This is a genomic window from Mesorhizobium onobrychidis, assembly GCF_024707545.1.
GTDB classification, from domain to species: domain Bacteria; phylum Pseudomonadota; class Alphaproteobacteria; order Rhizobiales; family Rhizobiaceae; genus Mesorhizobium; species Mesorhizobium onobrychidis.
Map to the genome: position 1 here is coordinate 2152437 of NZ_CP062229.1, position 26166 is coordinate 2178602.

Sequence of the window (26166 nt, forward strand, 5' to 3'; positions counted from 1 at the left end):
GCTCAGATAAAGGCGGGGCATGCTCTACGACATCAGGCTCAATCTGCGTTACGACTATGACGCGGCGGCGGGCGGCGGCCGCCATCAGGTGCGCGTGCTGCCGCCGACGATATCGGGCGTGCAGCGCGTGATCGCCGCTTCGCTGTCCTTCGCGCCGGCGCAGAGCGAACGCTCGGATTTTTCCGATTTCTTTGGCAACAATGTCACGTCGATCGCCTTTCGCGACGTTCACGATGCGCTCGACATCAGGATGAGCGCGCGCGTCGCGGTCTCGCGGCCGGAGCCTGGGCTTGACGTGTCGCCCGACATTCGCCGGCTGCGGGAGGAACTCGACGCGGTGCGGTCGCTGTCGCCTGATACACCGCATCACTTTCTGGCCGCCAGCGACCATGCCGGCATCGATGCTGATATCACGGGTTACGCGCGGAGCAGTGCCGGCAACTCCGCTGTCAGCACGGCCATGGACCTGTGCAGCCGTATCTACCGCGATTTCACCTATGATGGCGAGGCGACTACGGTGCAGACCCGGGCAAGCGATGCCTTCGACCTGAAGCGGGGCGTCTGCCAGGACTTTTCGCATATCATGATCGCCGGCCTACGCGGCCTCGGCATTCCCGCCGGCTATGTCAGCGGGTTCCTGCGCACCATTCCGCCGCGCGGAAAACCGCGGCTGGAAGGGGCCGACGCCATGCATGCCTGGGTGAAGGTGTGGTGCGGGCGCGACACCGGATGGCAGGAGTTCGATCCGACCAACGGCATCCGGGCAAGCAACGACCACATCACCGTCGGCCACGGCCGCGACTACTCGGATGTCGCGCCGATCGTCGGCATCCTGAAGACGACCGGAGGGCAGGTCGGCGAGCAAGCGGTCGACGTCATTCCGGTCGTGCTCGAGAAAGCATGACGGCAGGCGATGCCGCATCGATTTGTAGGCGCTGAACATAGACGGAAGACGGGTTCTCATGCGGTCAGCCTGACATGTTTGTGAAAGCCATGGCGGAACCAGCGGCCGGTCCGTCGCTTATCTACGGGAAAATTCCGTGGAGAGGATATGCTGGACAAATCCGGGTCGTCGTCTGGCCAATCGGCTGCCAGGGAGGTTGCACCAAAGAACGGGGCGCCGAAAAATGGGTCGCAAGCCTCTGCCGATCGAGCCTCACTCACCTACATCACTGACGCTGAGCCCGGTATCCGCCGTTTTAGGACTGGCAGGGGATTTTCATACAAAGGACCTGGCGGGCAGGGTGTCGACGACGACACTATGACCCGCATCGAGGCGCTCGCCATACCGCCGGCGTGGACGGATGTGTGGATATCGCCGGATGCTGACGGTCACATTCAGGCGACTGGCCGGGATCAGCGTGGGCGTAAGCAATATCGGTATCATGCGCTGTGGGCGGAGGAGCGTGACGGCGTCAAATATTCGAGCCTGGCTGCCTTTGCAGAAAGCCTGCCTGAGTTGCGGCGCCAGATCGATGCCGACCTGCGCCGTCACGGCCTGCCGCTGGAACGCGTTGTCGCCGCTGTGGTCTGGCTGCTCGACAACACAATGATCCGCGTCGGCAACGCCGCCTACGCTCGCGACAACAACAGCTTTGGGCTGACCACGCTGCGCGACCGCCATGTCGACGTCAATGGCTCGAGCCTGCGTTTCGCTTTCAAAGGCAAGTCCGGCAAGGAATGGAAGCTGAAGCTCGTCGATCGCCGGATTGCCAGGATCGTGCGCGGGGTGCAGGATTTGCCGGGCCAGAAGCTGTTCCAGTATCTCGACGAGGATGGAAGCAGGCGACCGATCCGCTCCGACGAAGTCAACCGCTACATCAGGGAGAACGCAGGGGACGATTTCAGCTCCAAGCATTTCCGAACCTGGGGCGGCACCATCCATGCTGCGTCACTGTTTGCGCAAATCGAACGACCCGAAAGCCAGGCACAACAGAAGCGGGTGATGAACGGCGTCATCGACAAGGTGGCCGAGCGGCTGGGCAACACGCGCGCCATCTGCCGCAGGTGTTACATCCACCCGCAAGTTTTCGAAGCCTGGTCCGAAGGACGGCTGCTCAGCGAAATGGCGGATGTGAATAAGCGGAAGCGATCGATACCCGGTCTTGATGACGAAGAAGCCCTCGTTCTGAGATGGTTGAAGGCGCAGGAAAGCTGAACCGAACAGAGCAGCCACAGGCTTTCATTGTGCTGGCAGGACGGAATTTTTTTATCGACGTTATGTCGGGATAGGTCCTACTGTTTCGTCCTTTTGACAGAGAAAAGGACACACCCATGCTCTACGCTATCCTCTGCTATGCCTCCGAAGACGTCGTCTGCTCCTGGAGCAAGGAACAGGACGATGCCGTCATGGAAAAACTCCTGGGCGTGCAGGAAAAATACGCTCAGGCTGGCCGGCTTGGCCCGGTGGCGCGGCTGCTGCCGACAACCGCTGCGACAACCCTGAGAAAGGTCAAGGGCGAAGCGGTCGTCATCGACGGACCATTTGCCGAAACCAAGGAACAGTTCCTCGGCTTCTACACGCTCGAATGCGCCGATCTCGACGAGGCCGTCGACTTTGCGCGTGAACTTTCCGAGGTCAACCCGAGCGGCGGCTCCTACGAAATACGGCCGGTTTCGCTCTTCAATCCCGCCAGGATTCCCGCATGACCGATCTCACCTGGATCAGCACGGCGATCAGCACCGCCCGCCCACAAGCGATGGGCGCGCTGCTGCGCTACTTCCGCGATCTCGATGCGGCGGAGGAAGCCTTCCAGGACGCTTGTCTGCGAGCTCTGAAGAACTGGCCGACAAACGGCCCGCCGCGCGATCCGGCAGCCTGGCTGATCTTCGTTGGCCGCAACAGCGGCATCGACGCGGTGCGCAAGCGTGCCAAGCAGGCGCCGCTGCCGGAAGAGGACCAGATCTCCGATCTGGAGGATGCCGAGACCAATATTGCCGAACGGCTGGACGGCGCGCATTACCGCGATGACATATTGCGGCTGCTGTTCATCTGCTGCCATCCCGACCTGCCGGCGACGCAGCAGATCGCCGTGGCGTTGCGCATCGTTTCAGGCCTGAGCGTCAAGCAGATCGCCCGCGCCTTTCTCGTCGGTGAAAGCGCCATGGAGCAGCGCATCACACGTGCCAAGGCGCGCATCGCCGATGCCGGCGTGCCGTTCGAGACGCCCGGTGCGGTCGAGCGGTCCGAACGGCTCGCCGCCGTCGCCGCGATGGTCTACCTGATCTTCAACGAAGGCTATTCGACCAACAGCGGCGAGGCGCCGGCCCGCGCGCCGCTCTGCGAAGAGGCAATCCGGCTGGCCCGGCTGCTGCTCAGGCTGTTCCAGACCGAGCCGGAGATCATGGGCCTGACGGCGCTCTTGCTTCTCCAGCATGCGCGGGCGCCGGCGCGTTTCGACGAGAACGGCGAAATCGTGCTGCTCGAAGACCAGGACCGCAGCCTGTGGAGCCGCAAGATGATCGACGAGGGGCTGGCGCTGGTCGATAAGGCGCTGCGCCATCAGAAGCCCGGTCCCTACCAGGTGCAAGCGGCGATCGCCGCCCTGCATGCGCGGGCGGAAAAGCCCGAGGACACGGACTGGAACGAGATCGAGCTGCTCTACAGCCTGCTCGAGCAGATGCAGCCGTCGCCGGTGGTGACGCTCAATCGCGCCGTCGCGGTCGCCAAGGTGCGCGGGCCGGAAGCGGCACTTGCCATGATCGAGCCGTTGGAGCAAAGGCTTTCCGGCTATTTCCATTTCTTCGGCCTCAAAGGCGGCCTGCTAATGCAGCTTGGTCGTGGCGAGGAGGCGCGCATCGCCTTCGACCGCGCTATCGCGCTTGCCAATACGGCAGCTGAGGCCGCCCATATCCGCATACATATCGACCGGCTGATGAAGGAAGGCGCCGCGCGGGGAACCGCGCAGACAGCGCGCTGAGACGACTCGCTGGTTCAACGGTCTGACTTTGGCTTAGACCATGCCGGGGTGGTGATTTTTCCCTGAAACGAGTAATGCCACGCCATGACAGCGCCTGATGTGCCGATCGGCACACGGACGGCATGGCACGAAGCTTTGACCGACGTGCTTTTAACTTTGGTTTATGCATGTCGTTGTCCCAAAACCGCTGCGCACTTTTGGGCGACATGCATTATGAGCGACGGGATCTGAAAGGGAAAAAAATGACGATTGCGAAGGAAACAGCCGGGCTACTGGCGAAACTGGGTGTCGCTGAGGCCGCGCTTTCGGGCGGCGATCTTATCGTGCGCAGTCCGGTTACGGGTGAGCAGATCGCTGCGCTGAAGACGATCTCGCCAGCCGGTGCGGCAGAGACCATCGACAAGGCGCATAAAGCCTTCCAGGCTTGGCGTCTGGTGCCGGCACCGAAGCGCGGCGAACTGGTGCGGCTGCTTGGCGAGGAACTGCGTACCCACAAGCCCGAGCTTGGCCGGCTGGTGTCGATCGAAGTCGGCAAGATCCCGTCCGAAGGGCTCGGCGAAGTGCAGGAGATGATCGACATCTGTGATTTCGCCGTCGGCCTGTCGCGCCAACTCTACGGCCTGACCATCGCCACCGAACGGCCCGGTCATCGCATGATGGAAACCTGGCATCCGCTGGGTGTGGTCGGTGTGATTTCGGCCTTCAACTTTCCGGTTGCGGTGTGGTCGTGGAACGCCGCGCTTGCGCTTGTCTGCGGCGACGCGGTGGTGTGGAAGCCGTCGGAAAAAACACCGCTGACGGCGCTCGCCTGCGAGGCGATCTTCAAGCGTGCGGCAGAACGTTTCGGCGATGCTCCGGAAGGCTTGACGTCGGTGCTGATCGGCGATCGCGCCGTCGGCGAAATTCTGGTCGATCATCCGAAGGTGCCGCTGGTTTCGGCCACCGGCTCGACCCGCATGGGCAGGGATGTCGGTCCGCGGCTGGCGAAGCGCTTTGCCCGCGCCGTGCTGGAGCTCGGCGGCAACAATGCCGGCATCGTCTGCCCGACGGCCGATCTCGACATGGCCTTGCGCGCCATTGCCTTCGGCGCCATGGGCACGGCCGGCCAGCGCTGCACGACGCTCAGGCGCCTGTTCGTGCATGAGAGCATCTATGATGCCTTGGTTCCGCGCCTGAAGAAGGCCTATGAAAGCGTCTCGGTCGGCAATCCGCTGGAGACATCAGCGCTGGTCGGACCGTTGATCGACAAGGCGGCCTTCGGCAGCATGCAGAATGCGTTGAAGGAAGCCGCCGCTCACGGCGGCAAGGTGACCGGTGGCACGCGGGTCGAGAATGGCCATCCCGACGCCTATTACGTTCGTCCGGCGCTGGTCGAGATGCCCAAGCAGGTCTCGCCGGTGACGGAAGAGACCTTCGCGCCGATCCTCTATGTGATGAAGTACTCGGATTTCGACGCCGTGCTCGACGAGCACAATTCGGTCGGAGCGGGGCTGTCGTCGTCGATCTTCACCCGCGACCTGCAGGAATCCGAGCGCTTCCTCGGCGTCGACGGGTCCGACTGCGGCATCGCCAACGTCAACATAGGCACATCGGGGGCCGAGATCGGTGGTGCCTTCGGTGGCGAGAAGGAGACCGGCGGCGGCCGTGAGTCGGGCTCCGACGCCTGGAAGGCTTATATGCGGCGCGCCACCAACACGGTGAACTATTCCAAGGCGCTGCCGCTGGCCCAAGGCGTATCCTTCGACATCGACTAGGCTGGTGAGACCCTTGTCGTGGCGGCTACGCCAATAGCTGCCACGATTTATCTCGGTCGCCGTTCAGCGGCTTCCGGGAGATCCAAACAGTCTGCGAAAGCCGCATCAAGGATGGCGAGCTCGGGACTTCGGCGCTCGTAAGGGCTCTTGGTCGCCGCAAGATCGCTTCCAAAAATCACACATGTTGACGTTAATTTAACACCAATGTATGGTCGATTCCGCTGGCTCGGAATTCCCATCGGTGTTAGGCGGTTGCTTCGCCGGGCAGCTTTCCCCGCCGTCGTCAAGCGCAATGCACCAAAATCCTATTCGCAACGCGTATCGGCAAGCGATGAGCTGAGAGGTAGCCATGTCCAGCCTGCTTGGGATCGACAACGGCCTGACGGTGACGAAGGCGGTGATCTTCGACGCCGACGGTTCGCAATTGTCGGTGGCGCGCCGGCGGGTGCCGCAATCGATGCCGCACGCGCGCTGGGTCGAACGCGACATGGCCGGTCTCTGGCAAGCGACCGCCGAGGCGATCCGGGAAGCCATTGCCTTGAGCGGCCGGCCGGCCAGCGACATTGAGGCAGTGGCGGCGACCGCGCATGGTGATGGCCTGTACCTGCTCGACAACGATCGCCGGCCGCTAGGCCCCGGCATATTGTCGCTGGACAGCCGGGCGGGCGAAATCGTCGACAGATGGTCGCGAAGTTCGGTCTTCGCCGAAGCGCTCGCCCTGACCGGCCAGGTGCCGCACGCTTCCTCACCGTCGTCGCTGCTGGTCTGGTTGCATGAGCACGATCCGGAACGCTTCGGCCGGGTCGCGCACATACTCGCCTGCAAGGACTGGCTGCGTTTCTGCCTGACCGGCACCATCGGCACTGACCTCACCGAGGCGAGCACCTCGTTCACCAATGTGCGTACGCAAAGCTATGTGCCGGAGGCGATGCGCATTTTCGGTCTTGAGGCATTGTTTGAAGCCTTGCCGCCGGTGACGCATTCGGCCGACATCGTCGGCTACGTCACCGCCGATGCAGCGGCGCTGAGCGGGCTTGCAGTAGGCACGCCGGTCGCTTGCGGCCTGCATGATGTCACTGCCTCGGCGCTTGGCATGGGCGGCCACGAGGAGGGCGTGGTCAGCATCGTCGCCGGCACCTATTCGATCAACGAAATAGTCTCCACCGAGCCGCGCGTCGACACGCGCTGGTTCTGCCGCAATGCTATTGATCTTGGGCGCTGGAACAACATGTCGATCTCGCCGGCCTCGACGGCGAATTACGACTGGTTCCTCGACACGCTCTGCCGCCCGGAACAGGACGAAGCAAAAAGGACCGGCGGCTCGATCCACGAGATGCTGGCGGCAGAGATCGACATTGCGCTTGGCAGGCCTTCGACCATCTTGTTCCATCCCTATCTGTTCGGCTCGCCTTACGGCAATGCCGCCAGCGCCAGCTTTCTCGGCCTGCATGGCTGGCATCGTCGCGGCGACATGCTGAAGGCAGTGCTGGAAGGCATCGTCTTCAACCACCGCACTCACGTCGAAGCGCTGCGCGACGGCTTTGCCGTTCGTGAGGTGCGGCTCACCGGCGGCGGTTCGCGCAATCCGGCCTTCGCGCAGATGTTCGCCGACGTGCTCAACGTGCCGGTCATCGTGACGTCGACCGACGAGGCGGCTGCCTTCGGCGCAGCCCTTTGTGCCGGCGCCGCTGTTGGCCTGTTTGCCTCGCCGCAACAGGGCGCGCGCGCCGTCAGCAAGATGAGCCATGAATATCTGCCCGACGCGGCGCGCAATGCGGCTTTCGAGGACCGTTTTTCTCTCTATTGCCGCATTGCCGAATCGCTCAAGCCGCAATGGCCGGAGATCGAAAGGCTGGCGGGGCAAAGCATTGAGGGGGCTGCATGATCAAGGCCGACGAACGGCGCGAGGAAATCGCCGACTATGTGATCAAATTCGGCCAGGTGCGCATCGACGACCTGGTCGAGCATTTCGGCGTGTCGCGGATGACCATCCACCGCCATATCGACCAACTGGCGCACCAGGGCGTGCTGCGCAAGCTGCACGGCGCGGTGACGGTGCAGCCTTCCGGCCTTTATGAAAGCGCTTTCCGCTATCGGGTGACGGTCGGCAGGTCCGAAAAGGATGCGCTGGCGCATGCGGCGCTGGATTATATCGAGGCCGGCCAGGCCGTCATGCTGGACGATTCGACGACGGCGAACGCGATCGCGCCACTGCTGCCCGACATCAAGCCACTGACCGTCATCACCAACAGCGTCGCGACTGCAGCACTGCTGACCAATGTCGACGATATCGACTTCATCTGCCTGGGCGGTCAGTATCACCGCACCTACAATGCCTATATCGGCATCGTCTGCGAGAATGCCGTGGCGCAATTGCGCGCCAATCTTCTGATTTGCTCGGCTTCGGCGATCTCAGGCACCACGGCCTTCATCCAGGACCAGCATGTGGTCCGGGTCAAGCAAGCGATGGTCGCTGCCTCGACCAAGCGCATTCTTGTCGTCGACCATTCCAAATTCGACAAGGTCGCCCTGCATGTTTTCGACGATCTGACCCGTTTCGACGCGGTGCTGACGACCGACGGCGTAAGCGATGCGCAGGCGCAAAAGCTCGAACAGGCCGGCGTAAAGCTGCGCATCGTCAAGATGACTAAGCCATGAGCCCTTCCGACGGCGCAGGCGCATCCGACCCTGGCTTAGCCGACCCCATCGGCCGCCTCGCCTTTATGAACAAGACGGGCGACGTCGACGTCGTCATTCTTGGCGCCGGCATCAATGGGGCTGGTCTGTTCCGGGATCTGTGCGCGCAAGGCGTCAGTTGCCTGATCGTCGACAAGGGCGATTTTGGCTCGGGCACAAGTGCTGCGCCATCGCGGCTGATCCATGGCGGCCTGAAATATCTCGAAACGGGCGAGTTCGGGCTGGTGGCACAGTCAACGCTGGAGCGCAACCTGCTGTTGAAGAACGCGCCGCACTATGTCAGTCCGCTGCCGACGGTCATCCCGATCTTCTCGTGGGGCAAGGGCATGTGGGCGGCGCTGCGCACGCTGCTGGGCTCGACCAGCGCGCCGCGCAGCCGCGGCGCCGTCCTCATCAAGATCGGCCTGACGATCTACGATTTCTATGGGTCGCGGCATCGTGTCATGCCGCGCCACCGGCTGGTCGGGCGACGGCGGGCGCTGAGCGAGATACCGGCACTGACCAAGTCGATCGTCGCCACCGGCATCTATTACGACGCCAAGATCAGCCATCCCGAAAGGCTGGTGTTCGAACTGATCACCGACGGGCTGGCAGCAAATGCCCTCGCCGCGGCCGCCAACTACACGAGGTTGGTTTCGTCGTCCAATGGCGTGCTGACTTTCCAGTCAAAAGGCGGGGGTCGGTCCGAGAACGGCGCCGTATTTGCGGTACGGCCGAAACTGGTCGTCAACGCCGCCGGCCCGTGGATCGACGATGTCAACGCCTCGCTCGGCGCGCCGTCGAAAATGATCGGCGGCACCAAGGGCTCGCACATCCTTTTGAAGCATGACGAACTGGTACGAAGCCTGGCAGGCCGCATGCTCTACTTCGAAGCCGACGACGGCCGCATCTGCCTTGTCTACGACTATCTCGGTCTGGCGCTCGTCGGCTCGACCGACATCCAGGCCGACAACCCGGACACAGTACGCTGCGAGCCGCAGGAGATCGACTATCTGCTCGAGAGCGTGCGTGCGCTGATGCCGGGCATGAGCTTTGGACGCGACCAGATCGTCTATGCCTATAGCGGCATCAGACCGTTGCCTGCATCCGACGCCTCTGTCCCCGGCTTGATCAGCCGGGATCATTCGGCACCGCTCGTCGAGCCGGAAGATTCGCGTCCGTTTCCGGTTATCTCGCTGGTCGGTGGCAAATGGACGACGTTCCGCGGCTTTGCCGAGGAGGTTGCCGACACGGTACTCGACCGGCTGGGACGCGGCCGCAAGGTCACCACGCGATCGATGCCGATCGGCGGCGGCAAGGGTTTTCCAACCGAGCCTGCGGCGCGAGCCGCCTGGCTGGCCGATGCCAGATCGGCTTCGGGCGCCGACGAACGCCGTCTCGACCAGCTTCTGTCGCGCTACGGCACCAAGGCGTTGCCGATCGCCCGCCACCAAAGTTCAGGAGACAATGAAGATCGCCTGCCGGGGGCAAGCGACTACGGCACATCCGAAATCGACTACATCGTTCGTAATGAATTCGTCGAGCATCTGGCCGATATCGTCATGCGGCGCACGACGTTGGCCATTGGTGGCTCCCTGACCATGAGCGATTTGAAGCAGATCGCCGCCATTGCCGGCCGTGCACGTAACTGGGACCCGCAGCGGATGTCCGAAGAACTCGATGCCGCTGTAGCGCAGCTCAGCGACAGGAATCTGATGCGATTGTGATGGCGCCCTGATTTGGGACGAACACCTCGCGGGTATGCGCTGTTTTCAAAAAATACCACACGAAAACAGCATATTAAGCTTTGTTGACAGGTGCCCATTCTCCGCCAGTGCCGGAGAACGGGCAAAATATCACATATCTTGACGTGAATTTAACACTAACGTATGGTCGATTTTGTGCCTGAGGCCTGACTGTTCCGAAAGGCTTCGGCTCGTGAGGAATATCTTGCTTACGGCGGTTGGGCTGACGACCAGCGCATGCAATCGCGGTCACACGATCGTGCAGCCGAATACCGGCTGGGTTCTCGGCCGCAATCAACTGCTACGCGATTAGAGTTCCTCTCGATGACGCCGGCTGCACGCTGAGTGAAGGCGGATTGACAACGACATGAACGCGTGAAAAATTTTTCAACTGAAGATAATAATATCATCTCGGGAGGAGATGGAATGAAAGCCAGCAGCGCCGCCAGTGGTGACCGTGACCTGATCGGCGTCATGCCGCAGGTCGTTGCGCCATGAGTTCGCAGCCCGCCACCACGATCAATCGGCGGGTCGGCGTTCGTTGGATTGTTGCCGCGGCCGCGATCCTGATTTTGCTCGGCGCAATGGTTCTCGACACCAAGGTCGTCATAATTGGTTCGGCGGAGGACGCGCGAAAGGCTGCGTTTTCCCCGGAAGAATACGGCAAGTCCGAGTTTCCGAAGGTTCAATCCGCCGTGGAGCAGCGCGCGGTGAACGCCGCTACTCTCGCGTCAGCCATTGCCAAGGACAAGGCGGCAGCAGAGAAGGAGTACGGCGTGCCGGCCAATGTCGGTACGGAATTCTCAGTCAAATTCACCGGCGTGGTCGGTGAGGGAAAGTCCGGCATCTACGCCGTCAAGGTCGACGATGTTCCCAGCACCTTGGTCATTCGCGTGCAGACGGGGCCGGCGATCAACGGAACCGACCTGCGCGATGCCACGGGCACGATCACCTTCGGGCAATTCACCAACCAGATCGAGTATCAGAACGCCGGATCGGCCTTGAACAACGAGATGAAGAAGCAGGTGTTGTCGGCCATCGACAATACCAAGCTCACCGGGAAGGCGATTTCGGTGATCGGCGTATTCAAATTGATCAATCCCAAGGGCTGGCTCGTCACACCCGTAAAGCTGAGCGTTCAATGAATGCGGCGCCTCAATTCGAGCCGGCGGCCGGCGACACCGTGCTCGCGGCGCGCAACATCGTAAAATCCTATGGCGGAACGCATGCCCTCAAGGGGGTCAATTTCGACATCCGCCGTGGCGAGGTCACCACGCTGTTCGGAGAGAATGGCGCAGGCAAGTCGACGCTGATGAAGATCCTTTCCGGTGTCGAGACGCCGACATCCGGAAGCATCGAGCTCGATGGCCGTCCTGTCGTCTTCTCCTCGACCGTCGACGCGCGGGATCGAGGCATCTCGATAATCCATCAGGAGTTGAGTCTCGCGCCCAATCTGAGTGTGCGCGACAATATTTTCATGGGCCGTGAGTTGCGGGGCGCGACCGGCCTCGACTTCGCGGAAGAGGCTCGTCAGACGCGGATGTTGATGGGCGATCTCGAGGAAGACATCGATCCGATGACCTTGGTGCAGGATCTACGCCTGGGCCAGCAGCAGATCGTCGAAATCGCACGCGCGCTCTCCGTCGATTCACGCATCCTGATCATGGACGAGCCTACCTCCGCATTGAGTGCGACCGAGGTGGAGGTGCTGTTCAAGGTGATCCGGGACCTGACCGCCCGCGGTGTTTCGATCGTGTACATTTCTCATCACCTCGAAGAAGCGCTGCAGATCACCGACCACGCCGTGGTGCTGCGCGACGGAGCGATCACTGCGACGGCCAATGCGAAGAACATCGATCTCGAATGGATCGTCCGTAACATGGTGGGCGAGAACTTCGACCTGGGATCGCCGCCCACGGGATACGCATTCGGCGACGTTGCCCTGTCAATCGACGATGTGAGCGTCGCCGATGTTTCGGGTTCGGACCGCTTGGTCGTCGACCGGCTGTCGCTCGATGTCCGCGCGGGCGAGATCGTCTGCATTTACGGGCTGATGGGCGCCGGGCGCACGGAATTGCTGGAGTGCGTCGCCGGACGATTGCCGGTGACGGGCGGCCGTGTCTTGCTGGAGGGCGACGACATCTCCCGCCTCAGCATTGCGGAGCGGATAAACAGGGGGCTTGTGCTGGTGCCTGAGGACCGCCAACGCGACGGGCTGGTCCAGACGATGTCGGTAGGGGCAAATCTGTCGCTCGCCAGCATTGGCGCCTTCGTCAAGGGGATGCTGCTTTCGCGGTCGCGGGAGCGGTCGCTGATCGACGGAACCATTCGCGATGTGCGCGTCAAGACGGCGGGCGCAGGCGCGCCCATCGGATCGCTGTCCGGCGGCAATCAGCAGAAGGTCGTCATCGGCAAGATGCTGACCACCGACCCCAAGGTCATGCTGCTGGACGAGCCCAGTCGCGGGATCGATGTCGGTGCCAAGGCGGAGGTGTTCCGGCTGCTCGGCGAGCGGGCCGCGCAGGGGCTCGCGGTCGTGTTCTCGACCTCGGAAGTCGCCGAGTGCCTTGGTATCGCGCACCGGATCATCGTCATGCGCCGAGGCAGGATTTCGGCTCAGTTCGGCGCCGACGTCACGAAAGAGCAGATCATGGCCGCCTCGGGCGAGGCCGTGCTCGTCTGATCATGAAGAATACAGGAGCCAGACCGTGACCAACGCCAGTCAGAATCGTAGCCGCTCCGGCCCGAGGACATCGAGCGGTGGCTTCAGTGTGGCCAAGCTGTTGCTGGAGGGCCGGGCGTTTCTCGCGCTGATGGTGATCATCTTCGTCTTCTCGATGCTGTCGCCCTATTACTTCTCGTTGGGCAATTTCCTCACCATGGCGTCGCATGTCGCCATCTTCGGCATCCTCGCGGTCGGCATGCTGCTGGTCATCCTCAATGGCGGCATCGACCTGTCGGTGGGGTCGACGCTTGGGCTGTCGGGGGTCATCGCCGGATTCCTGATGCAGGGCGTGCAGTTGCAAATGCTCGGCGTCGTGCTGTTTCCCCCCGTCTGGGTGGTCGTGGTGCTGGTGTGCGTGCTCGGCGCACTGGTCGGTCTGGTCAACGGCGTCCTTATCGCCTGGTTGAAGGTGCCGGCCTTCGTTGCCACGCTGGGCATGCTCTATGTGGTGCGCGGCGCCGCGCTGCTGATGACAAACGGCCTCACATATAATGATCTCGGCGGCAAGCCGGAGCTGGGCAATACCGGCTTCGACTGGCTGGGCTTCAACCGCCTGTTCGGTATCCCTATCGGTGTGCTGGTCATGGTGGTCATCGCGATCATCGGCAGCATCATCCTCAATCGCACGGCCTTCGGCCGGTGGCTCTATGCCTCCGGCGGCAACGAGCGCGCGGCGGAACTGTCCGGCGTGCCGGTGAAAAAAGTGCAGGTGTCGGTGTATATGCTGTCCGGCATCTGCGCCTCGGTAGCCGGCCTCATCCTGTCCTCGGAACTGACCTCGGCAGGGCCGACCGCCGGCAACTCCTACGAGCTGACCGCCATTGCGGCCGTCGTCATCGGCGGCGCGGCACTCACCGGTGGTCGAGGCAATATCCGCGGCACGCTGGTCGGGGCCTTCGTCATCGGCTTCCTATCCGATGGCCTCGTGATCATTGGCGTGTCCGCCTACTGGCAAACAGTGTTCACCGGCGCGGTCATCGTGTTGGCGGTGCTGCTCAACGCCATTCAGTATCGCCGTCGCGTCAAGCTCCCGGGCTCGACCGGCGGCCCTTCGACTTCTCCGCAACAAGCCGGCAAGGCCCGAACGGCCGATCCCGCTCACGAGAAGATTGCCGGTTGACCGGTACCATCGCTAACCAAGGAGGAAATTTCATGTATGGCAAGGCAAGAATTCTAATGCTCACGGCCTTTGCGCTGGCCGCTCCGGTCCTCGCAGGGTCGGTAAGCGCAGCGTCGGCCGAAGGCCTCATTTCGATCATCGTCATCGATCCCGCCAACCCGTACTGGCTCACCGAAGGCAATGTGGCCAAGGCCGAGGCCGAAAAACTCGGCTACACCGCGACTGTCGGCGCATCGAAAGCCGACACGAACACGGAAAGCAGACTGATCGACACCGCAATCACCAACAAATCCGTGGCGATCATCCTCGATCCTGCCGACGCCAGCGGATCCATCGGCGCCGTCAAGAAGGCGATTGCCGCGAACATCCCGGTCTTCCTGGTCAACGCCGAGATCAATCAGGAGGGTCTGGCCAAGGCGCAGCTCGTTTCCAACAACGCACAGGGCGCCGCTCTTGGTGCACAGCAATGGGTGACGAACATCGGCGAGAAGGGCAACTACGTCGAACTTCTGGGCGCCCCGTCCGACAACAACGCAGCCACGCGGTCAAACGGATACGAGACCGTGATCAGCCAGTATCCGGACCTCAAGAAGGCCGGCTCGGAGGTCGCCAACTGGGACCGTACCCAGGGCCACGACAAGATGCAGAGCCTGCTGCAGGCCCATCCCGATATCATCGGCGTGACGAGCGGCAATGACGAGATGGCGCTCGGCGCGATCGCCGCGCTGAAAGAAGCCGGAAAGCTGTCGAGCATTAAGGTCGGCGGCTTCGATGGCTCTCCGGACGCCGTCGCCGCGATCAAGGCGGGTGACCTGCAGTACACCGTGCTCCAGCCGGTGGCCGTCTACTCGGCGAAGGCCGTACAACAGGCCGACTCGTTCATAAAGACCGGCAAAACCGGCGCGCCGACCGAGAAGCAGCTGTTTGACTGCCTTCTCATCACCAAGGACAACGTCGACAAATACACGGCTCCCTTCACGCTCTCGGAGTAAAAAACGAAGGAGGAGTGTCCCGCGGGGCACTCCTCGCCTGACCCGAGGCGGCGACCTCTTTGATCGGGCCGACGCACCGCTCACATGTCTGTTACGCTAAAACTGAAACACAGGCCGTGACCTGAATCCACACTGGTGGCTCTATGGAGCGGCTGATGTGGCCCACCACATATTGTTGAAACGTCACCTGTGCCGACCCATTTACGCATTGCGTCGGATGTTTTCCTCCCATTGCGTCCGGCGCGTTCCCCTCTGGAGGTTTTGAACCTTCATGCTTGGCCGGACTTTAACAGTCCGGCCTTTTTTATTGGTCCTGTGAAGCCAGCGCGCACGGGCGCCCAATCAGCATAATGAGCCCGAAGAGCGGGAAAATGTCCGGGCCATTTCGTCACACTCGACGGCGGCCTAGCCGAGGGGGGCGGCAACGGAAGCTGCCATTTTGTCGGGAAATCCACTAGGCTCGCTTGGTTTGCGAGACGGCGAGAGATGCCCGACCTGAAACAGATGCCCGATATGAAACAAATGAGATTGCTCGGCATCGTGGCCGCGACGACGATCGGTCTGTATGTCTGCTATCTCTTGGCGTTGCCTTTTTTGCCCGCATTGACCTGGGCGGTGGTGTTGGCAATCGTCCTGTATCCGGCTCATCGACGGGTCGAGGAAAGGCTCAGGAACCAAAACCTGGCCGCACTGATATCGGTCAGCATCGCGGCGGTTGCAATCGGCCTGCCGCTCATCTTCGTGGCACAGCAGCTTGTTCGCGAGGCGGTAAACGGCGCCACCTATATGGAGGAGGTCATCCGGGGTTGGAACACAGATGCCTTCCTGTCGGGCTATCCCAGGCTTTCGGCGGTTGCCCAGTGGGTTGAGAACCAGATCGATCCGGCCGGCACGGTCGCCGCATTTGTACAATGGCTGACGGCACAAAGCACATCGCTGTTGCGCGGCTCGATCAATCAGGCCGTGATGTTCGTTCTGACATTCTACCTGCTGTTCTATTTTCTGCGGGACCGTGAACTCGCCCTGCGGGGGATCGAGCGCCTCTCGCCCCTGCGTGCACCGGAGACGGGATACACGCTGTCCCGCCTTGCCGAGACGGTACATGCGATCCTGATAGGCACCGTATTTGTCGCCGCTGTGCAGGGAACGCTGGGCGGCCTGATGTTCTGGTGGCTCGGCCTGCCCACTCCGGTCTTCTGGGGCCTGGTAATGGGACTTCTTGCCATCGTGCCGGTGCTCGGCGCATTCGTGATCTGGGTGCCGGCAGCGATCTATCTCGCGCTGGAGGGGGCTTGGGCGAGCGCGGCGATCCTGACCATCTGGGGCGGCGTGGTCGTCGCCGGCATCGACAATCTGCTCTATCCGATGCTTGTCGGGAGCCGGCTGCGGCTCCACACAGTGATGGCCTTTATCGGTGCTGTCGGTGGCATCGTCCTGTTTGGAGCATCCGGGCTCGTCCTCGGCCCGGCGGTGATCGCGGTCACCATCAGCCTCATTGACATCCTCAAGAAACGATTGAGCGACCAGCCCGAGGCGGAAATGACGCCAAAGCGCGACACAAAGCCATCACGTCAGTCCGGAGCCGCGCCCCGTGAGTAAGCACCGCCGCGCGCGACCAGTTCATCATGCGGACCTTGTTCGACGATGCCCGTATCGGCGACCACCACGATGCGATCGGCATTGCGGATCGTTGCCCACCAGTGTCGTTCGGCCCTGCGCAAGCTCTGCCAGCGACTGCTGGATCTCCCGCTCGGTCTGCGTGTCGAGTGCCGACGTCGCCTCGTCCAGGATGAGGATTGTCGGGTTCTTCAGGAACATACGCGCGATTGCCAGGCGCTGCTTTACAACCCGGCATCCTCTTCGAGATCGCTCTCAAGATGTCGATCGACAGTTTCCCGTTCGTCACCATTGTCGATGCTAGGCGTTTGGTGAATTGTGGAAGCATCCGTTGTAGGCAGCGGGTTCCTTTCGCCAATTACAACCGCGCTTTATTGGAGAGCCAAATGCAGGAATTTATCCTTTTTGCGCTCGTAGGGTTTGTAGCTCAGGCTGTCGACGGGGCTCTCGGCATGGCCTACGGCGTGATTTCTTCGACCACGCTACTGGGGTTTGGCGTGTCTCCTGCACACGCTTCGGCTTCAGTTCACGCAGCTGAGCTGTTTACCACTGCCGCGTCGGGTTCGGCTCACCTCTATCATCGCAATATCGACTGGAAGCTTTTCTGGCGGCTGATGCCATTTGGCGTTCTCGGCGGCGTTCTCGGCGCTTATGTGCTCACCTCGTTTGAGGGAGCGATTATGAAGCCATATGTGACCACATATCTGGCGCTTGTCGGAGCTTGGCTCCTGTTCCGTTCATTCCGGCGGATCCCGAGTAAGCCGGTCCCTGCAGGCGCGGTACCTCCTCTTGGGCTTGGTGGTGGATTTCTCGATGCCGCAGGGGGTGGTGGATGGGGACCCATCGTAACGACGGGCCTTCTCGGTTTTGGCGGGACGCCCCGCTACGTTATTGGTACCGTAAATGCCAGCGAGTTCCTCATCACGCTCTCGGTGTCTCTGACCTTCTTGTTTGCGGTGCTAACGGGCCACTGGGAGGAGGCAGGAGAGCTAACGGAAAATCTATTCTCTGTCGCCGGCTTGATCCTTGGCGGCGTAGTCGCAGCGCCGATGGCCGGATGGGTAGTGAAGTCAATCGCAGAAAAGACGCTTCTCAGGCTCGTTGGTATTCTCATCATACTGCTGGCGGGCTGGCAAACCGCGCAACTCTTCGAATGGGTGTAAACTGGGGCACATCGAAAAAGTTGTCGGCGTCGCTTCCCTGGCGGCCGTGCCGGAGACAAAAACTCAATTCCCAAATGGAACGAAGAGACCTCTTTGATGTTTGGCTTCCTTGGACAACCGGAGGACGAGTCGATGAAAAAATTGGTTGCAACAGCAGGGTTGGCGCTGGCGGTCGCGATGCCTGCAGCGGCTCAGGACACCGCGACCGCGAAAGCCGAATTCGTCAACATGGCTGGCGAGAAGAACGGAACGGCCACGCTGACCGAGACGGCGCACGGCGTGCTGATAGCGTTGGAGGTAACAGGACTGCCTGCGGGTGAATGGGTCGCGTTCCATGTTCATGAAACCGGAAAGTGCGACCATCAGACCGGCCATGACTCGGCAGGGGGGCACTTCAATCCGACGAATGCCGAACATGGATATCTCGCCGGAAAAGGACCGCACGCGGGCGATATGCCAAATCAGCGGGTCGGCGCCGACGGCGTTTTGCGTGCCCAGGTTTTCAACAGCATGGTCAAGCTGGATGGTGGAGAAACGGCGATACGAGGCAAGGCATTGATGATCCACGGCGGACAGGACGACTACAAAAGCCAGCCTGCCGGTGATGCCGGAAATCGTCAGGCCTGCGCCGTGATCGAGTGAGAAGCCCCAAGATGAGTGGCGGGCCTGTCCGACATATGATCTGACCGGCGCTTCAGCTCGGCGGCCAGGTAGATGGTCGGAGCCTCTGGCATGAGGATAGGCCGGACGGTAAGCTCGTGCGCCTGCTGAGAAATTGACGACGCAGCCAGCGCGCCGAAGTTGGTCTTCATTTTGCGACTGCCGGATGATTGCATGAACGATACTTCTCCTATGGGCGTGCCCGCCACGGGTCTTGCCCAGTCAGCCATTTCCGCCCGCGGCCTGGTCAAGACGTTCGGCAAGCTGCGCGCCGTCGATGGTGTCGATCTCGATGTGCCGCGCGGCATGATTTTCGCTATCCTGGGTCCGAACGGCGCCGGCAAGACAACGCTGATGCGGATGCTCGCGACGTTGTCGCGCCCCGACGCCGGCTCCGCGACAGTGATGGGGCACGATCTCGTGCAAGCCCCGCATGAGGTCCGTGCGGCAATCGCCATGACCGGGCAGTTCGCTTCGCTAGACGAGGACTTGACTGGCCGGGAGAACCTCGTCCTGCTCGCCCGACTCTGGGGTTTTCGCGGTCGCGCCGCGAAAGCCCGTGCGGACGACCTGCTCGCGGCTTTCGGCTTGTCCGAAGCGGCGGCGAAGCAGGTGAGGGACTATTCGGGTGGCATGCGAAGGCGGCTCGACATAGCCGCCTCGCTGATCGTCACTCCGGGCGTGCTGTTCCTTGACGAGCCGACCACAGGCCTCGATCCGAACGCCCGCAAGGATGTCTGGGGCATGATCCGCGGCCTCGCCGAGGCCGGCGTCACCATCCTGCTCACCACGCAATATCTCGAAGAGGCCGATCAACTCGCAGCGCGCATCGCCGTCATCGACCACGGCAGGAAAATCGCCGAGGGTACCAGCCGCGAATTGAAGGCGGCCACCGGCTCCGGCTTCCTCCATGTCGCGCTCGCCGATGTTGCGCGGCTGGACCAAGCGGCGACCATTCTGGAACGACGCCTGGAACATCCTGTCCAACGCAGCGCCGAAGGCGCGGAACTCTCCGTCCTTGCCGGCACGGCGAAGGCCGCCAACCAGGCGCTGGCCGATCTGGTCGCCGCCGGCATCGAGCTGTCGGATTTCTCCATGGGCCAACCCAGCCTCGAGGAGGTCTTCTTCGCGCTGACGGGCCAGCCAGGCCTCGGTGAAAGCCGGAAGGGAGGCGACAAGCCATGATCGACACGACATCCCTGCAGCGGCTGCAAAGGGTCGCCCGACCTAAAACCCCATCAGCCCTTTCCAACGCGCTCGTCTTCGGATGGCGCGCGGTGCTGAAATTCAAGCATGTGCCGGAGCAACTCTTCGATCTGGTGATGACTCCGATCATGTTCACCCTGCTCTTCACCTTCGTCTTCGGCGGCGCGCTCGCCGGTTCGCCTGGCGAATACCTGCAGTTCTTCCTACCAGGCATCCTGGTCCAGACCGTGGTGTTCAACGCAGTCTATTCGGGCATGGGATTGTCGACCGACCTCGGCAAGGGCTTATTTGACCGCTTCCGATCGCTGCCGATCTGGTCGCTGTCTCCGTTCGCCGGCCTGATGGTGGGTGACATCCTGCGCCATTTGATAGCCGCCTCGATCATTCTCACCATCGGGCTGATCCTCGGCTACCGGCCTGAGGCGGGCATCCCTGGCGTGCTTGCCGCCTTCGCCATGCTGATCGCCATCGGGTTCGGCATGGGCTGGGTATTCATCGTGCTCGGCCTGCTGATCCGCACGCCGACCACCGTGATGACGCTCGGCTTTACCTTCCTGTTCCCTCTCGTCTTCGCCTCCAACATCATGGTCGACCCCGGCACCATGCCGGACTGGCTACGGGCTTTCGTTGAAATCAACCCAGTGTCGCTGATGACGACGGCGCTGCGCGGGCTGATGGGTGGCGGGGCGACGCTCAGTCAGGTCGTCCTCGCGCTGATCGCGCCGCTGGCGCTGACCGCGATCCTGGCGCCGACGACGCTATGGCTGTATCTCAGAAGGTGAGAGGAGCTAAACGGTCGCGATCCGGATCGCCTGGGCGTCAATAATGCCCCGGGATGGACCTGCGCTTCTTAAAAGTCGACGCGGGGCGTGTCCTGCATCTGGCGCTCGAACAGGAGCCAGAACGGCGATCCCCGGGTTTCGGCATACCAATGTTCGAAACCCGCCAGGGTCTCAGGAATGTCGTTGGCGGATTCCTCTTCGTCCGAAGCCCGGAATATCGCCAGCACAACCTGACCGAAACGCGCAATCACCTCCGAACGCGCTTCGCTGTCGGAATTCCAGCCGAGTCGCGTGCGCAGCGTGGCGAAGGCGCTGGCGACGGCTATCTCCTCACTCTCGGCCGATGCCATGGCCTCGGCGATCCCCTGCATGAGATTGAGCCGCCTGAAGGCGAAGGCGCGCTCTTGTTCGAGCGCAGCTATCCGGACTGCAGCTTCGCGCCGGAAGCGGCCTTCAGCGACCTTCGCGGCCTCGGCCGCTGTCTTGAGATCAACGAGAAAGCGGGTTGTCACTGTCATCGCGCCTTTGCGAGAGTGGCGGAAGAGAGTGGGAGTCGAACCCACCAAGGACCGGCTCGCGGCCCCTCCCGGATTTGAAGTCCGGACGCCCCACCGGGGACGATGCTCCTCCAGAAGCTTCCGCTATTGCCGGCTCATTGTCGGCCGGCGAGCGAAACAGATCCCGTCGATGCCTGTTGACGAGCCGCAGGTCGCCGCGTCGCAGAGTGACGCCATGCCTATCGAGAAATTCGAGGATCTGGATGGCAACCTTGCGTCCGCTGCCGGCACGATCGCGAAACTGGGCGGCGTTAAACCGCCCGCCCGGCTCCGTCGCCGTCAGATCGTCGACGATTTCGACAATCCCGGCCAATGCCGGGCGCAGGAAGAAATGATCATGGGCGACTTCGTATACTCTCCCGATGCGGCCGGTAAGTTTCAGGATCCGGCGGATTTCCGTTTCCGGCTTCGCCAACATATCGGCTATATCGCGGACTCTCGGCGGATGATATCGCGTCGAGCCGCCGATGAGCCGCTCGATTTGCAGCCACAGCGTCTCGTCCTGAGGTGTCAGACGGACCTCATGGCCGGGCAGCCGCACCCAGGCGCCGTCAAGGGCGAGCTTGCCGGCGCGCGCCAGCATTCGCAGAGCGGCTGCAAACATCGGCGCCGGAAGTCGTGGGTCAAGCTGAAGGCGCAATCTCTCCATGCCGATTCCCGGCAGATCCGGATTGTCCGCGTGAAAGGTCTTCAAGTTCGCGGCCAGGCCGAGCCTGAATTGCATCCAGCGTGCCAGCGAGAGAACGAACAGCGTTTTCCTGACGGGAATGCAGACCAGTCCGAGGTTGTCGACCAGTCTCTGCATCTCGTCGCTGCCGAGTGCCCGGTCGCGCGCGAAAGCGCCAAGGTCAAGGTAATGGGGCGGCGCGTCGAGCAGTGCGGTGACAGCCGCCTCGGGATCCGGGACGGCATATGCTTCGATCTGGATAAGCCGTTCCGGCGTGCGGCGCTTCCGGCTCGGCGCCCGCAGATCGATCAGGCGTCCGCCGCCGATGGTCCGCTGCGCCGAGGTGTCGCGCACAACATAGGGGTCGCCCGCGGCAGCCGCGATCGGATTGTCCAGCACCAATTGAACCTTGGCGACGCCGCCGGGTCTGACCGGCTCGTCACTGAGAAGCACGACCCTTGCCCCAACCTCGGCCGCGGCGTGGTGGAGGCGTACCGGGAACCACTGGCCGATCGGCCTAGGCTCTCCTGGCAAGACGCGCAGCCTTGCGTCGATCCGACCCGTCGGCGCGTGAAGTTCCGGGTCGAGTATGATGTCGCCGCGCCGGATCGCCTCCTTGCCGATGCCGTCACCAGCCAGGTTGAGCGCGCAACGGTCTCCTGCCCGCCCGCGCTCAGCCAGCCTGTTCTGGGCGTGGATCGAGCGAACACGCGCCGCCAGGCCCGACGGGCTGACGACAACGTGGTCGCCGACGCCGACTGATCCTGAAAGGACCGTACCGGTCACGACAGTGCCGATGCCGTGCATTATGAAGCATCGGTCGACCGCCAATCTGAATCGTCCAGAGGATGCGCGGCCGGCAAAGCGCGACGCCTCCTCAAACAAGAAATGCCGCAGATCGTCGATACCGTCACCGCTGACGGCCGAGGTGGGCATTATGTCTGCTTCGGCAAGTGCTGTATCGGCAAGCGCGGCACGGATGTCCGCTTGAACGGCGGCGCGCCGTGCGGGCGCGATCAGATCGGATTTGGCCAGCACGACCGCGCCGCGCCTGATGCCGAGCAGATCGATGATTGCCAGATGTTCGCGCGTCTGCGGCATGATCCCGTCGTCGGCGGCAATGACCAATAGCACGAAATCGATGCCACTGGCGCCGGCGAGCATCGTATGCACGAACCGTTCGTGCCCCGGAACATCGATGAAGCCGATGACGTCCCCGTTCGGTGCCGGCAGGTAGGCAAAGCCGAGATCGATGGTCATGCCCCGCGCCTTTTCCTCCTGCAGGCGGTCGGTGTCGACGCCGGTCAGCGCACGCACCAGCGCGGTCTTGCCATGGTCGACATGGCCCGCCGTGCCGACGATCATGATCCGTCTCCCGTCAATGATGCCGCGGCACGACTTTCGGCCTCGGCGGTCTCGTCAGGGGTGAGGCCGGCACGCGCGGCCGGCAGATACCGCTCGGCGAGCGAACTGCCTGCTGCGTTCGCGCGCAGAAGCCAGGCATATGCCTCGACCGCGTCGGTCTCCACACCCGCTCCCAAGTGATAGGCGGCGCCGAGCATGGCCTGCCCGTCCGCATCCCCGCGCACGGCAGCCCGACGCCACCAGCGGACTGCCTCAGCGGGATCGCGCGGCACACCCAGCGCATTGTGATGGATCATGCCGAGCCGCGTCATGGCCGGCGCTATTCCCTGCTCGGCGGCGGCAGTCGCCCAGCGCCGCGCCTCTGCGGGATCGGGTTCGACCACCTCGCCTTCGAGCAGCATCCAGCTCAGCATGTCCTGCGCCGGTCCGTCGCCCTGATCTGCGGCTGCTCGATAGAGATCGGCTGCGCGGCCGTAGTCCTGCGCAATGCCTTCGCCGCGGAAATAGAGCGACGCCAGGTTCCGCTGCCCGACGGCGTCGCCGGCCTCGGCGGAGAGCGCCAGCCAGCGGAAGGCTAGGTCGCGGTCCCGCTCGACGCCAAGCCCTTCTGCGAAGCAGGCGCCGATATTATTCTGCGCACGTGCGACCCCAGCATGGGCCAGCGGCTCCCATATGCCCAAGGCCACCGCATAGTCACTGCGCCTGGCCGCTTCCAGGGCCTTTGCCAGGCGTTCGGCGACCGGCACGTCAGCCGGCCGGGGCACTTCGACCGGCCGGCGCGCGAAGTTCTCAAACCAGCGCATCGGTCCCTCCCGGATCGAAGCCGGCGAGGTTTACACAGAAGCCTGCTTCGTCTTCGAGGCAGCGCAGATCGAGCACAAGTGCCCGGTTCTCGATGCGCCCGATCACAGGAACGCGCAGCCCGCGCAATGCCGCTGCAAGCGCTTCGAGCGACTTCCCGCCGCCGGACTTTACCCGCAGAACAAGACCGGCGCTGGATATCGTCTCAAGCGGCAAGGCACCCGAACCGACCTGACTGCGGCATTCCGCTGTCTCCACCACGAAAGCCTCACCCAAAGCATTGGCAACCACAGGGGCAAGGCGCTCCGCCTGGATTGCGATCTCGGCCGAGGGGCGCGTCAGCAATCTCAGCGTCGGCAGTCTCTCCGCCAGGCGATCAGGGTCGCGGTAGAGCTTCAACGTCGCCTCCAGCGCGGCGAGCCGAAGCTTGTCGACCCGGAGCGCCCGCTTCATCGGATTGCGGCTGATCGCGGCGAGCAGAGCCTGGCTGCCGACGATGAAGCCCGCCTGGGGTCCGCCGAGCAGCTTGTCGCCGGAAAAGGTAACCAGATCCGCGCCGTCGGCAATCGCCTCGCGAACGGTTGGCTCATGTTTGAGGCCATAGGCAGCAAGATCGAAAAGCGTGCCGGAGCCGAGGTCATGAACCAGGGGCACGCCCTGCGCCTTGGCGATGGAAGCCAGTTCGCGCGCACCCACCTCAGACGTGAAACCCTCGACGCGGTAGTTCGAGGTGTGCACCTTGAGGACCAGCCCGGTCTCCCGGCCGATCGCCGCGACATAGTCCTTCGGATGCGTGCGGTTGGTGGTTCCGACCTCGACCACCTTGGCGCCGGCGCGGGCCATAATCTCGGGCATCCTGAACGAGCCGCCGATCTCGATCAATTCGCCGCGCGAGACGATCGCCTCGCGGCCGAGCGCCAGCGTGTTGAGGACAAGAAGGACAGCTGCCGCATTGTTGTTGACCACAGTTACGTCTTCCGCTCCCGTCAGTTCGCAAACGAGCGAACGCAGATGATCATCCCGATCGCCGCGCTTTCCCGTCTCGAGATCGAACTCGAGAGCGACCGCTTCGCACATTGCAGCGCGCACCGCCTTGATCGCCTCCTCAGCCAGTGGCGCGCGGCCGAGATTGGTGTGCAGCACTGTGCCGGTCAGGTTGAAAACCGGACGCAGGGAAGGGCGCTCTGCCACCTTCAGCTGTTCAACCGCGTCGGCGGCGACATCGCCGGGCTGCGGCACTGCTGCTCCGCCACGGCAGGCCTCCCGCGCTGCGGCAAGTGCCGCGCGGACAGCCGCCGTCGCGACTTGCCGGCCGAAGCGCTGGATAGCCGTGGATCCAAGCGGCGTCTTCAATACCTGATCGACCGATGGAAGATCACGCAGGCGACGTGCGGGCAAAGCTGTCATCGCGTCCTCAGTAGCCGACAAGGAATGGGTTGAACGACCCGCGACGGTAGCCGCTCTCGCGGACGAGCAGGTCCAAGCCGAGCGTCGCCACGTCGTCGGCAACCGCATCGAGGTTCGGATCCTTGTGCTGATGCAGGATTTTCACATAGCAGCCGCATGAATCGCAGGTCTCGGCCTTTACAGTGCCGGGTCCGCCTTCGACTTCCACATAGCCTATTCCCTTGGTCGAGCCGCACAGGGTGCATTTGATGCGCACGTAGTTCCAGAGAGTCCCGCAGAGCGAGCATGCACAGAACCTTGCCCCGTGGGAGCCATGCCAACCGACGATCATCGAGGACACCGGCGGGCCGCCGCAGACGGGACATGCGCCGTCACCTACCGGGACCAGCGCGGAGGCGTCGAGGCAAGCGGCAAGACGCGCGAAATGAAGCTGCAACGCCGCCGCGACATAAACATGCTCGGCCAATGCGTCGGCCGCGATGGCATCGGCGAGCACGTTGCGCACCATGGCATCGCGCTCTGCAGGCGCGGCCAGCTTCAGTCGGTCGAGCGCGTCTGCCGCGGCCCGAGGCTTCTCGATGGCCGAAGCTGCCAGCACCAGGCGGTCGAGTGTCTCGAAGAACGCCCCGGAGGCGAACCTGTCACGATCGAGTGGAGGCATCCCGAAAGCGTGCGCCCGTTCACGCACCTGCGTTTCCGGCAGATCCGGATCGGACAGGCCGTCCTGTATGCCGTGCTGGACATCGGCGACAGCAGCGAGGAAGCGGAGATAAGGACCGAGTTCATGGATTTCGGCCAGTGCATTCAGCCTCTGCGCGCGTCGAACGAACAAACGCGTCGGATCAGGCAGACGGACGAAAGGCGGCGCCGAGACCTCACCGATGGCGGTAGGATCGATATCCGACGGAACGATCTGCCTTGGCATACTCACCTCACGAACCACACGGGCCACGTGGTTGGCTGACTAAGCGCATCGCGCCTGAAGGGACTCATGCGACGCGCTTTAAGT

22 protein-coding genes, 1 tRNA gene and 2 pseudogenes are annotated in these 26166 nt (G+C 62.7%); 18 read left to right on the forward strand and 7 right to left on the reverse strand.

All coding sequences use genetic code 11. The annotated features are described in order from the left end of the window. The first annotated feature begins 19 nt into the window (after positions 1-19). The 14 genes from IHQ72_RS10595 (at position 20) to IHQ72_RS10660 (ending at position 16531) form a co-directional block, all read left to right on the forward strand. On the forward strand, positions 20-904 hold the full coding sequence (locus IHQ72_RS10595; protein WP_258122401.1) for a transglutaminase family protein: 885 nt from the start codon (positions 20-22) through the stop codon (positions 902-904). 147 nt (positions 905-1051) lie between these two features. After that, positions 1052-2158 (forward strand): DNA topoisomerase IB, encoded by a 1107-nt coding sequence (locus IHQ72_RS10600; RefSeq protein ID WP_258122402.1) that lies wholly within the window; start codon positions 1052-1054, stop codon positions 2156-2158. Positions 2159-2274: 116 nt separating this feature from the next. After that, on the forward strand, positions 2275-2649 hold the full coding sequence (locus tag IHQ72_RS10605) for a YciI family protein (RefSeq protein ID WP_192358717.1): 375 nt from the start codon (positions 2275-2277) through the stop codon (positions 2647-2649). Next, positions 2646-3920 (forward strand): RNA polymerase sigma factor, encoded by a 1275-nt coding sequence (locus IHQ72_RS10610; RefSeq protein WP_258122403.1) that lies wholly within the window; start codon positions 2646-2648, stop codon positions 3918-3920. Before IHQ72_RS10605 ends, IHQ72_RS10610 begins: the two co-directional genes overlap by 4 nt. A 242-nt stretch (positions 3921-4162) precedes the next feature. Further along, entirely contained in the window at positions 4163-5674 is a 1512-nt protein-coding gene (amaB, locus tag IHQ72_RS10615; protein WP_258122404.1) for an L-piperidine-6-carboxylate dehydrogenase, read from the forward strand. 349 nt (positions 5675-6023) lie between these two features. Beyond that, positions 6024-7559 carry an FGGY-family carbohydrate kinase gene (locus tag IHQ72_RS10620; protein ID WP_258122405.1) on the forward strand — a complete coding sequence of 512 codons (1536 nt, stop codon included), beginning with the start codon at positions 6024-6026 and terminating at the stop codon, positions 7557-7559. Then, on the forward strand, positions 7556-8332 hold the full coding sequence (locus IHQ72_RS10625) for a DeoR/GlpR family DNA-binding transcription regulator (RefSeq protein ID WP_258122406.1): 777 nt from the start codon (positions 7556-7558) through the stop codon (positions 8330-8332). Before IHQ72_RS10620 ends, IHQ72_RS10625 begins: the two co-directional genes overlap by 4 nt. Then, positions 8329-10077 (forward strand): glycerol-3-phosphate dehydrogenase/oxidase, encoded by a 1749-nt coding sequence (locus tag IHQ72_RS10630; RefSeq protein WP_258122407.1) that lies wholly within the window; start codon positions 8329-8331, stop codon positions 10075-10077. Before IHQ72_RS10625 ends, IHQ72_RS10630 begins: the two co-directional genes overlap by 4 nt. Positions 10078-10470: 393 nt before the next feature. After that, complete coding sequence (locus tag IHQ72_RS10635) at positions 10471-10593, forward strand: hypothetical protein (RefSeq protein WP_258122408.1); 123 nt, start codon at positions 10471-10473, stop codon at positions 10591-10593. Next, entirely contained in the window at positions 10590-11240 is a 651-nt protein-coding gene (locus tag IHQ72_RS10640) for a DUF2291 family protein (RefSeq protein WP_091594770.1), read from the forward strand. The genes IHQ72_RS10635 and IHQ72_RS10640 overlap by 4 nt, the downstream gene beginning before the upstream one ends. Continuing rightward, complete coding sequence (locus tag IHQ72_RS10645) at positions 11237-12778, forward strand: sugar ABC transporter ATP-binding protein (protein WP_258122409.1); 1542 nt, start codon at positions 11237-11239, stop codon at positions 12776-12778. Before IHQ72_RS10640 ends, IHQ72_RS10645 begins: the two co-directional genes overlap by 4 nt. 88 nt (positions 12779-12866) lie before the next feature. Beyond that, a complete protein-coding gene (locus IHQ72_RS10650; protein WP_268931349.1) occupies positions 12867-13940 on the forward strand; it encodes an ABC transporter permease in 1074 nt (357 codons plus the stop codon). Positions 13941-13972: 32 nt separating this feature from the next. Next, positions 13973-14932 carry a D-ribose ABC transporter substrate-binding protein gene (locus IHQ72_RS10655; RefSeq protein WP_091594763.1) on the forward strand — a complete coding sequence of 320 codons (960 nt, stop codon included), beginning with the start codon at positions 13973-13975 and terminating at the stop codon, positions 14930-14932. Between the two features lie 486 nt (positions 14933-15418). Continuing rightward, positions 15419-16531 (forward strand): AI-2E family transporter, encoded by a 1113-nt coding sequence (locus tag IHQ72_RS10660; RefSeq protein ID WP_258122411.1) that lies wholly within the window; start codon positions 15419-15421, stop codon positions 16529-16531. Here the strand turns inward: IHQ72_RS10660 and IHQ72_RS10665 are convergent. After that, a pseudogene (locus IHQ72_RS10665) lies at positions 16504-16774 on the reverse strand (multidrug ABC transporter ATP-binding protein); the annotation flags it as partial. The gene IHQ72_RS10660 and the pseudogene IHQ72_RS10665 sit on opposite strands and share 28 nt — an antisense overlap. A 161-nt stretch (positions 16775-16935) precedes the next feature. Between IHQ72_RS10665 and IHQ72_RS10670 the strand changes: the two are divergent. From IHQ72_RS10670 to IHQ72_RS10685, 4 genes are all read left to right on the forward strand, one after another. Beyond that, positions 16936-17712: a sulfite exporter TauE/SafE family protein gene (locus IHQ72_RS10670; RefSeq protein WP_258123796.1), complete on the forward strand. Its 777-nt coding sequence runs from the start codon at positions 16936-16938 to the stop codon at positions 17710-17712. Between the two features lie 132 nt (positions 17713-17844). Further along, complete coding sequence (locus IHQ72_RS10675; protein WP_258123797.1) at positions 17845-18354, forward strand: superoxide dismutase family protein; 510 nt, start codon at positions 17845-17847, stop codon at positions 18352-18354. A 192-nt stretch (positions 18355-18546) separates the two neighbouring features. Then, on the forward strand, positions 18547-19557 hold the full coding sequence (locus IHQ72_RS10680; RefSeq protein ID WP_258122412.1) for an ATP-binding cassette domain-containing protein: 1011 nt from the start codon (positions 18547-18549) through the stop codon (positions 19555-19557). Further along, positions 19554-20360: an ABC transporter permease gene (locus tag IHQ72_RS10685; RefSeq protein WP_258122413.1), complete on the forward strand. Its 807-nt coding sequence runs from the start codon at positions 19554-19556 to the stop codon at positions 20358-20360. Before IHQ72_RS10680 ends, IHQ72_RS10685 begins: the two co-directional genes overlap by 4 nt. A 68-nt stretch (positions 20361-20428) precedes the next feature. Here the strand turns inward: IHQ72_RS10685 and IHQ72_RS10690 are convergent, their stop codons facing one another. The 6 genes and pseudogenes from IHQ72_RS10690 to fdhE all read right to left on the reverse strand — a co-directional run bounded on the left by IHQ72_RS10690 (position 20429) and on the right by fdhE (position 26082). Beyond that, on the reverse strand, positions 20429-20878 hold the full coding sequence (locus tag IHQ72_RS10690) for a hypothetical protein (RefSeq protein ID WP_258122414.1): 450 nt from the start codon (positions 20876-20878) through the stop codon (positions 20429-20431). 16 nt (positions 20879-20894) lie between these two features. Beyond that, a tRNA-Sec gene (locus IHQ72_RS10695) sits at positions 20895-20990 on the reverse strand. A gap of 126 nt (positions 20991-21116) precedes the next feature. Next, positions 21117-22949 (reverse strand): annotated as a pseudogene (selB, locus tag IHQ72_RS10700) (selenocysteine-specific translation elongation factor); the annotation flags it as partial. Beyond that, positions 22946-23752, reverse strand: coding sequence for a tetratricopeptide repeat protein (locus IHQ72_RS10705; protein ID WP_258122415.1), 807 nt, complete (start codon positions 23750-23752; stop codon positions 22946-22948). The pseudogene selB and the gene IHQ72_RS10705, both read right to left, overlap by 4 nt. Next, positions 23739-25157, reverse strand: coding sequence for an L-seryl-tRNA(Sec) selenium transferase (gene selA / locus IHQ72_RS10710; protein WP_258122416.1), 1419 nt, complete (start codon positions 25155-25157; stop codon positions 23739-23741). Before selA ends, IHQ72_RS10705 begins: the two co-directional genes overlap by 14 nt. Before the next feature lie 7 nt (positions 25158-25164). Then, positions 25165-26082, reverse strand: coding sequence for a formate dehydrogenase accessory protein FdhE (gene fdhE, locus IHQ72_RS10715; RefSeq protein ID WP_258122417.1), 918 nt, complete (start codon positions 26080-26082; stop codon positions 25165-25167). Positions 26083-26166 lie beyond the last annotated feature (84 nt).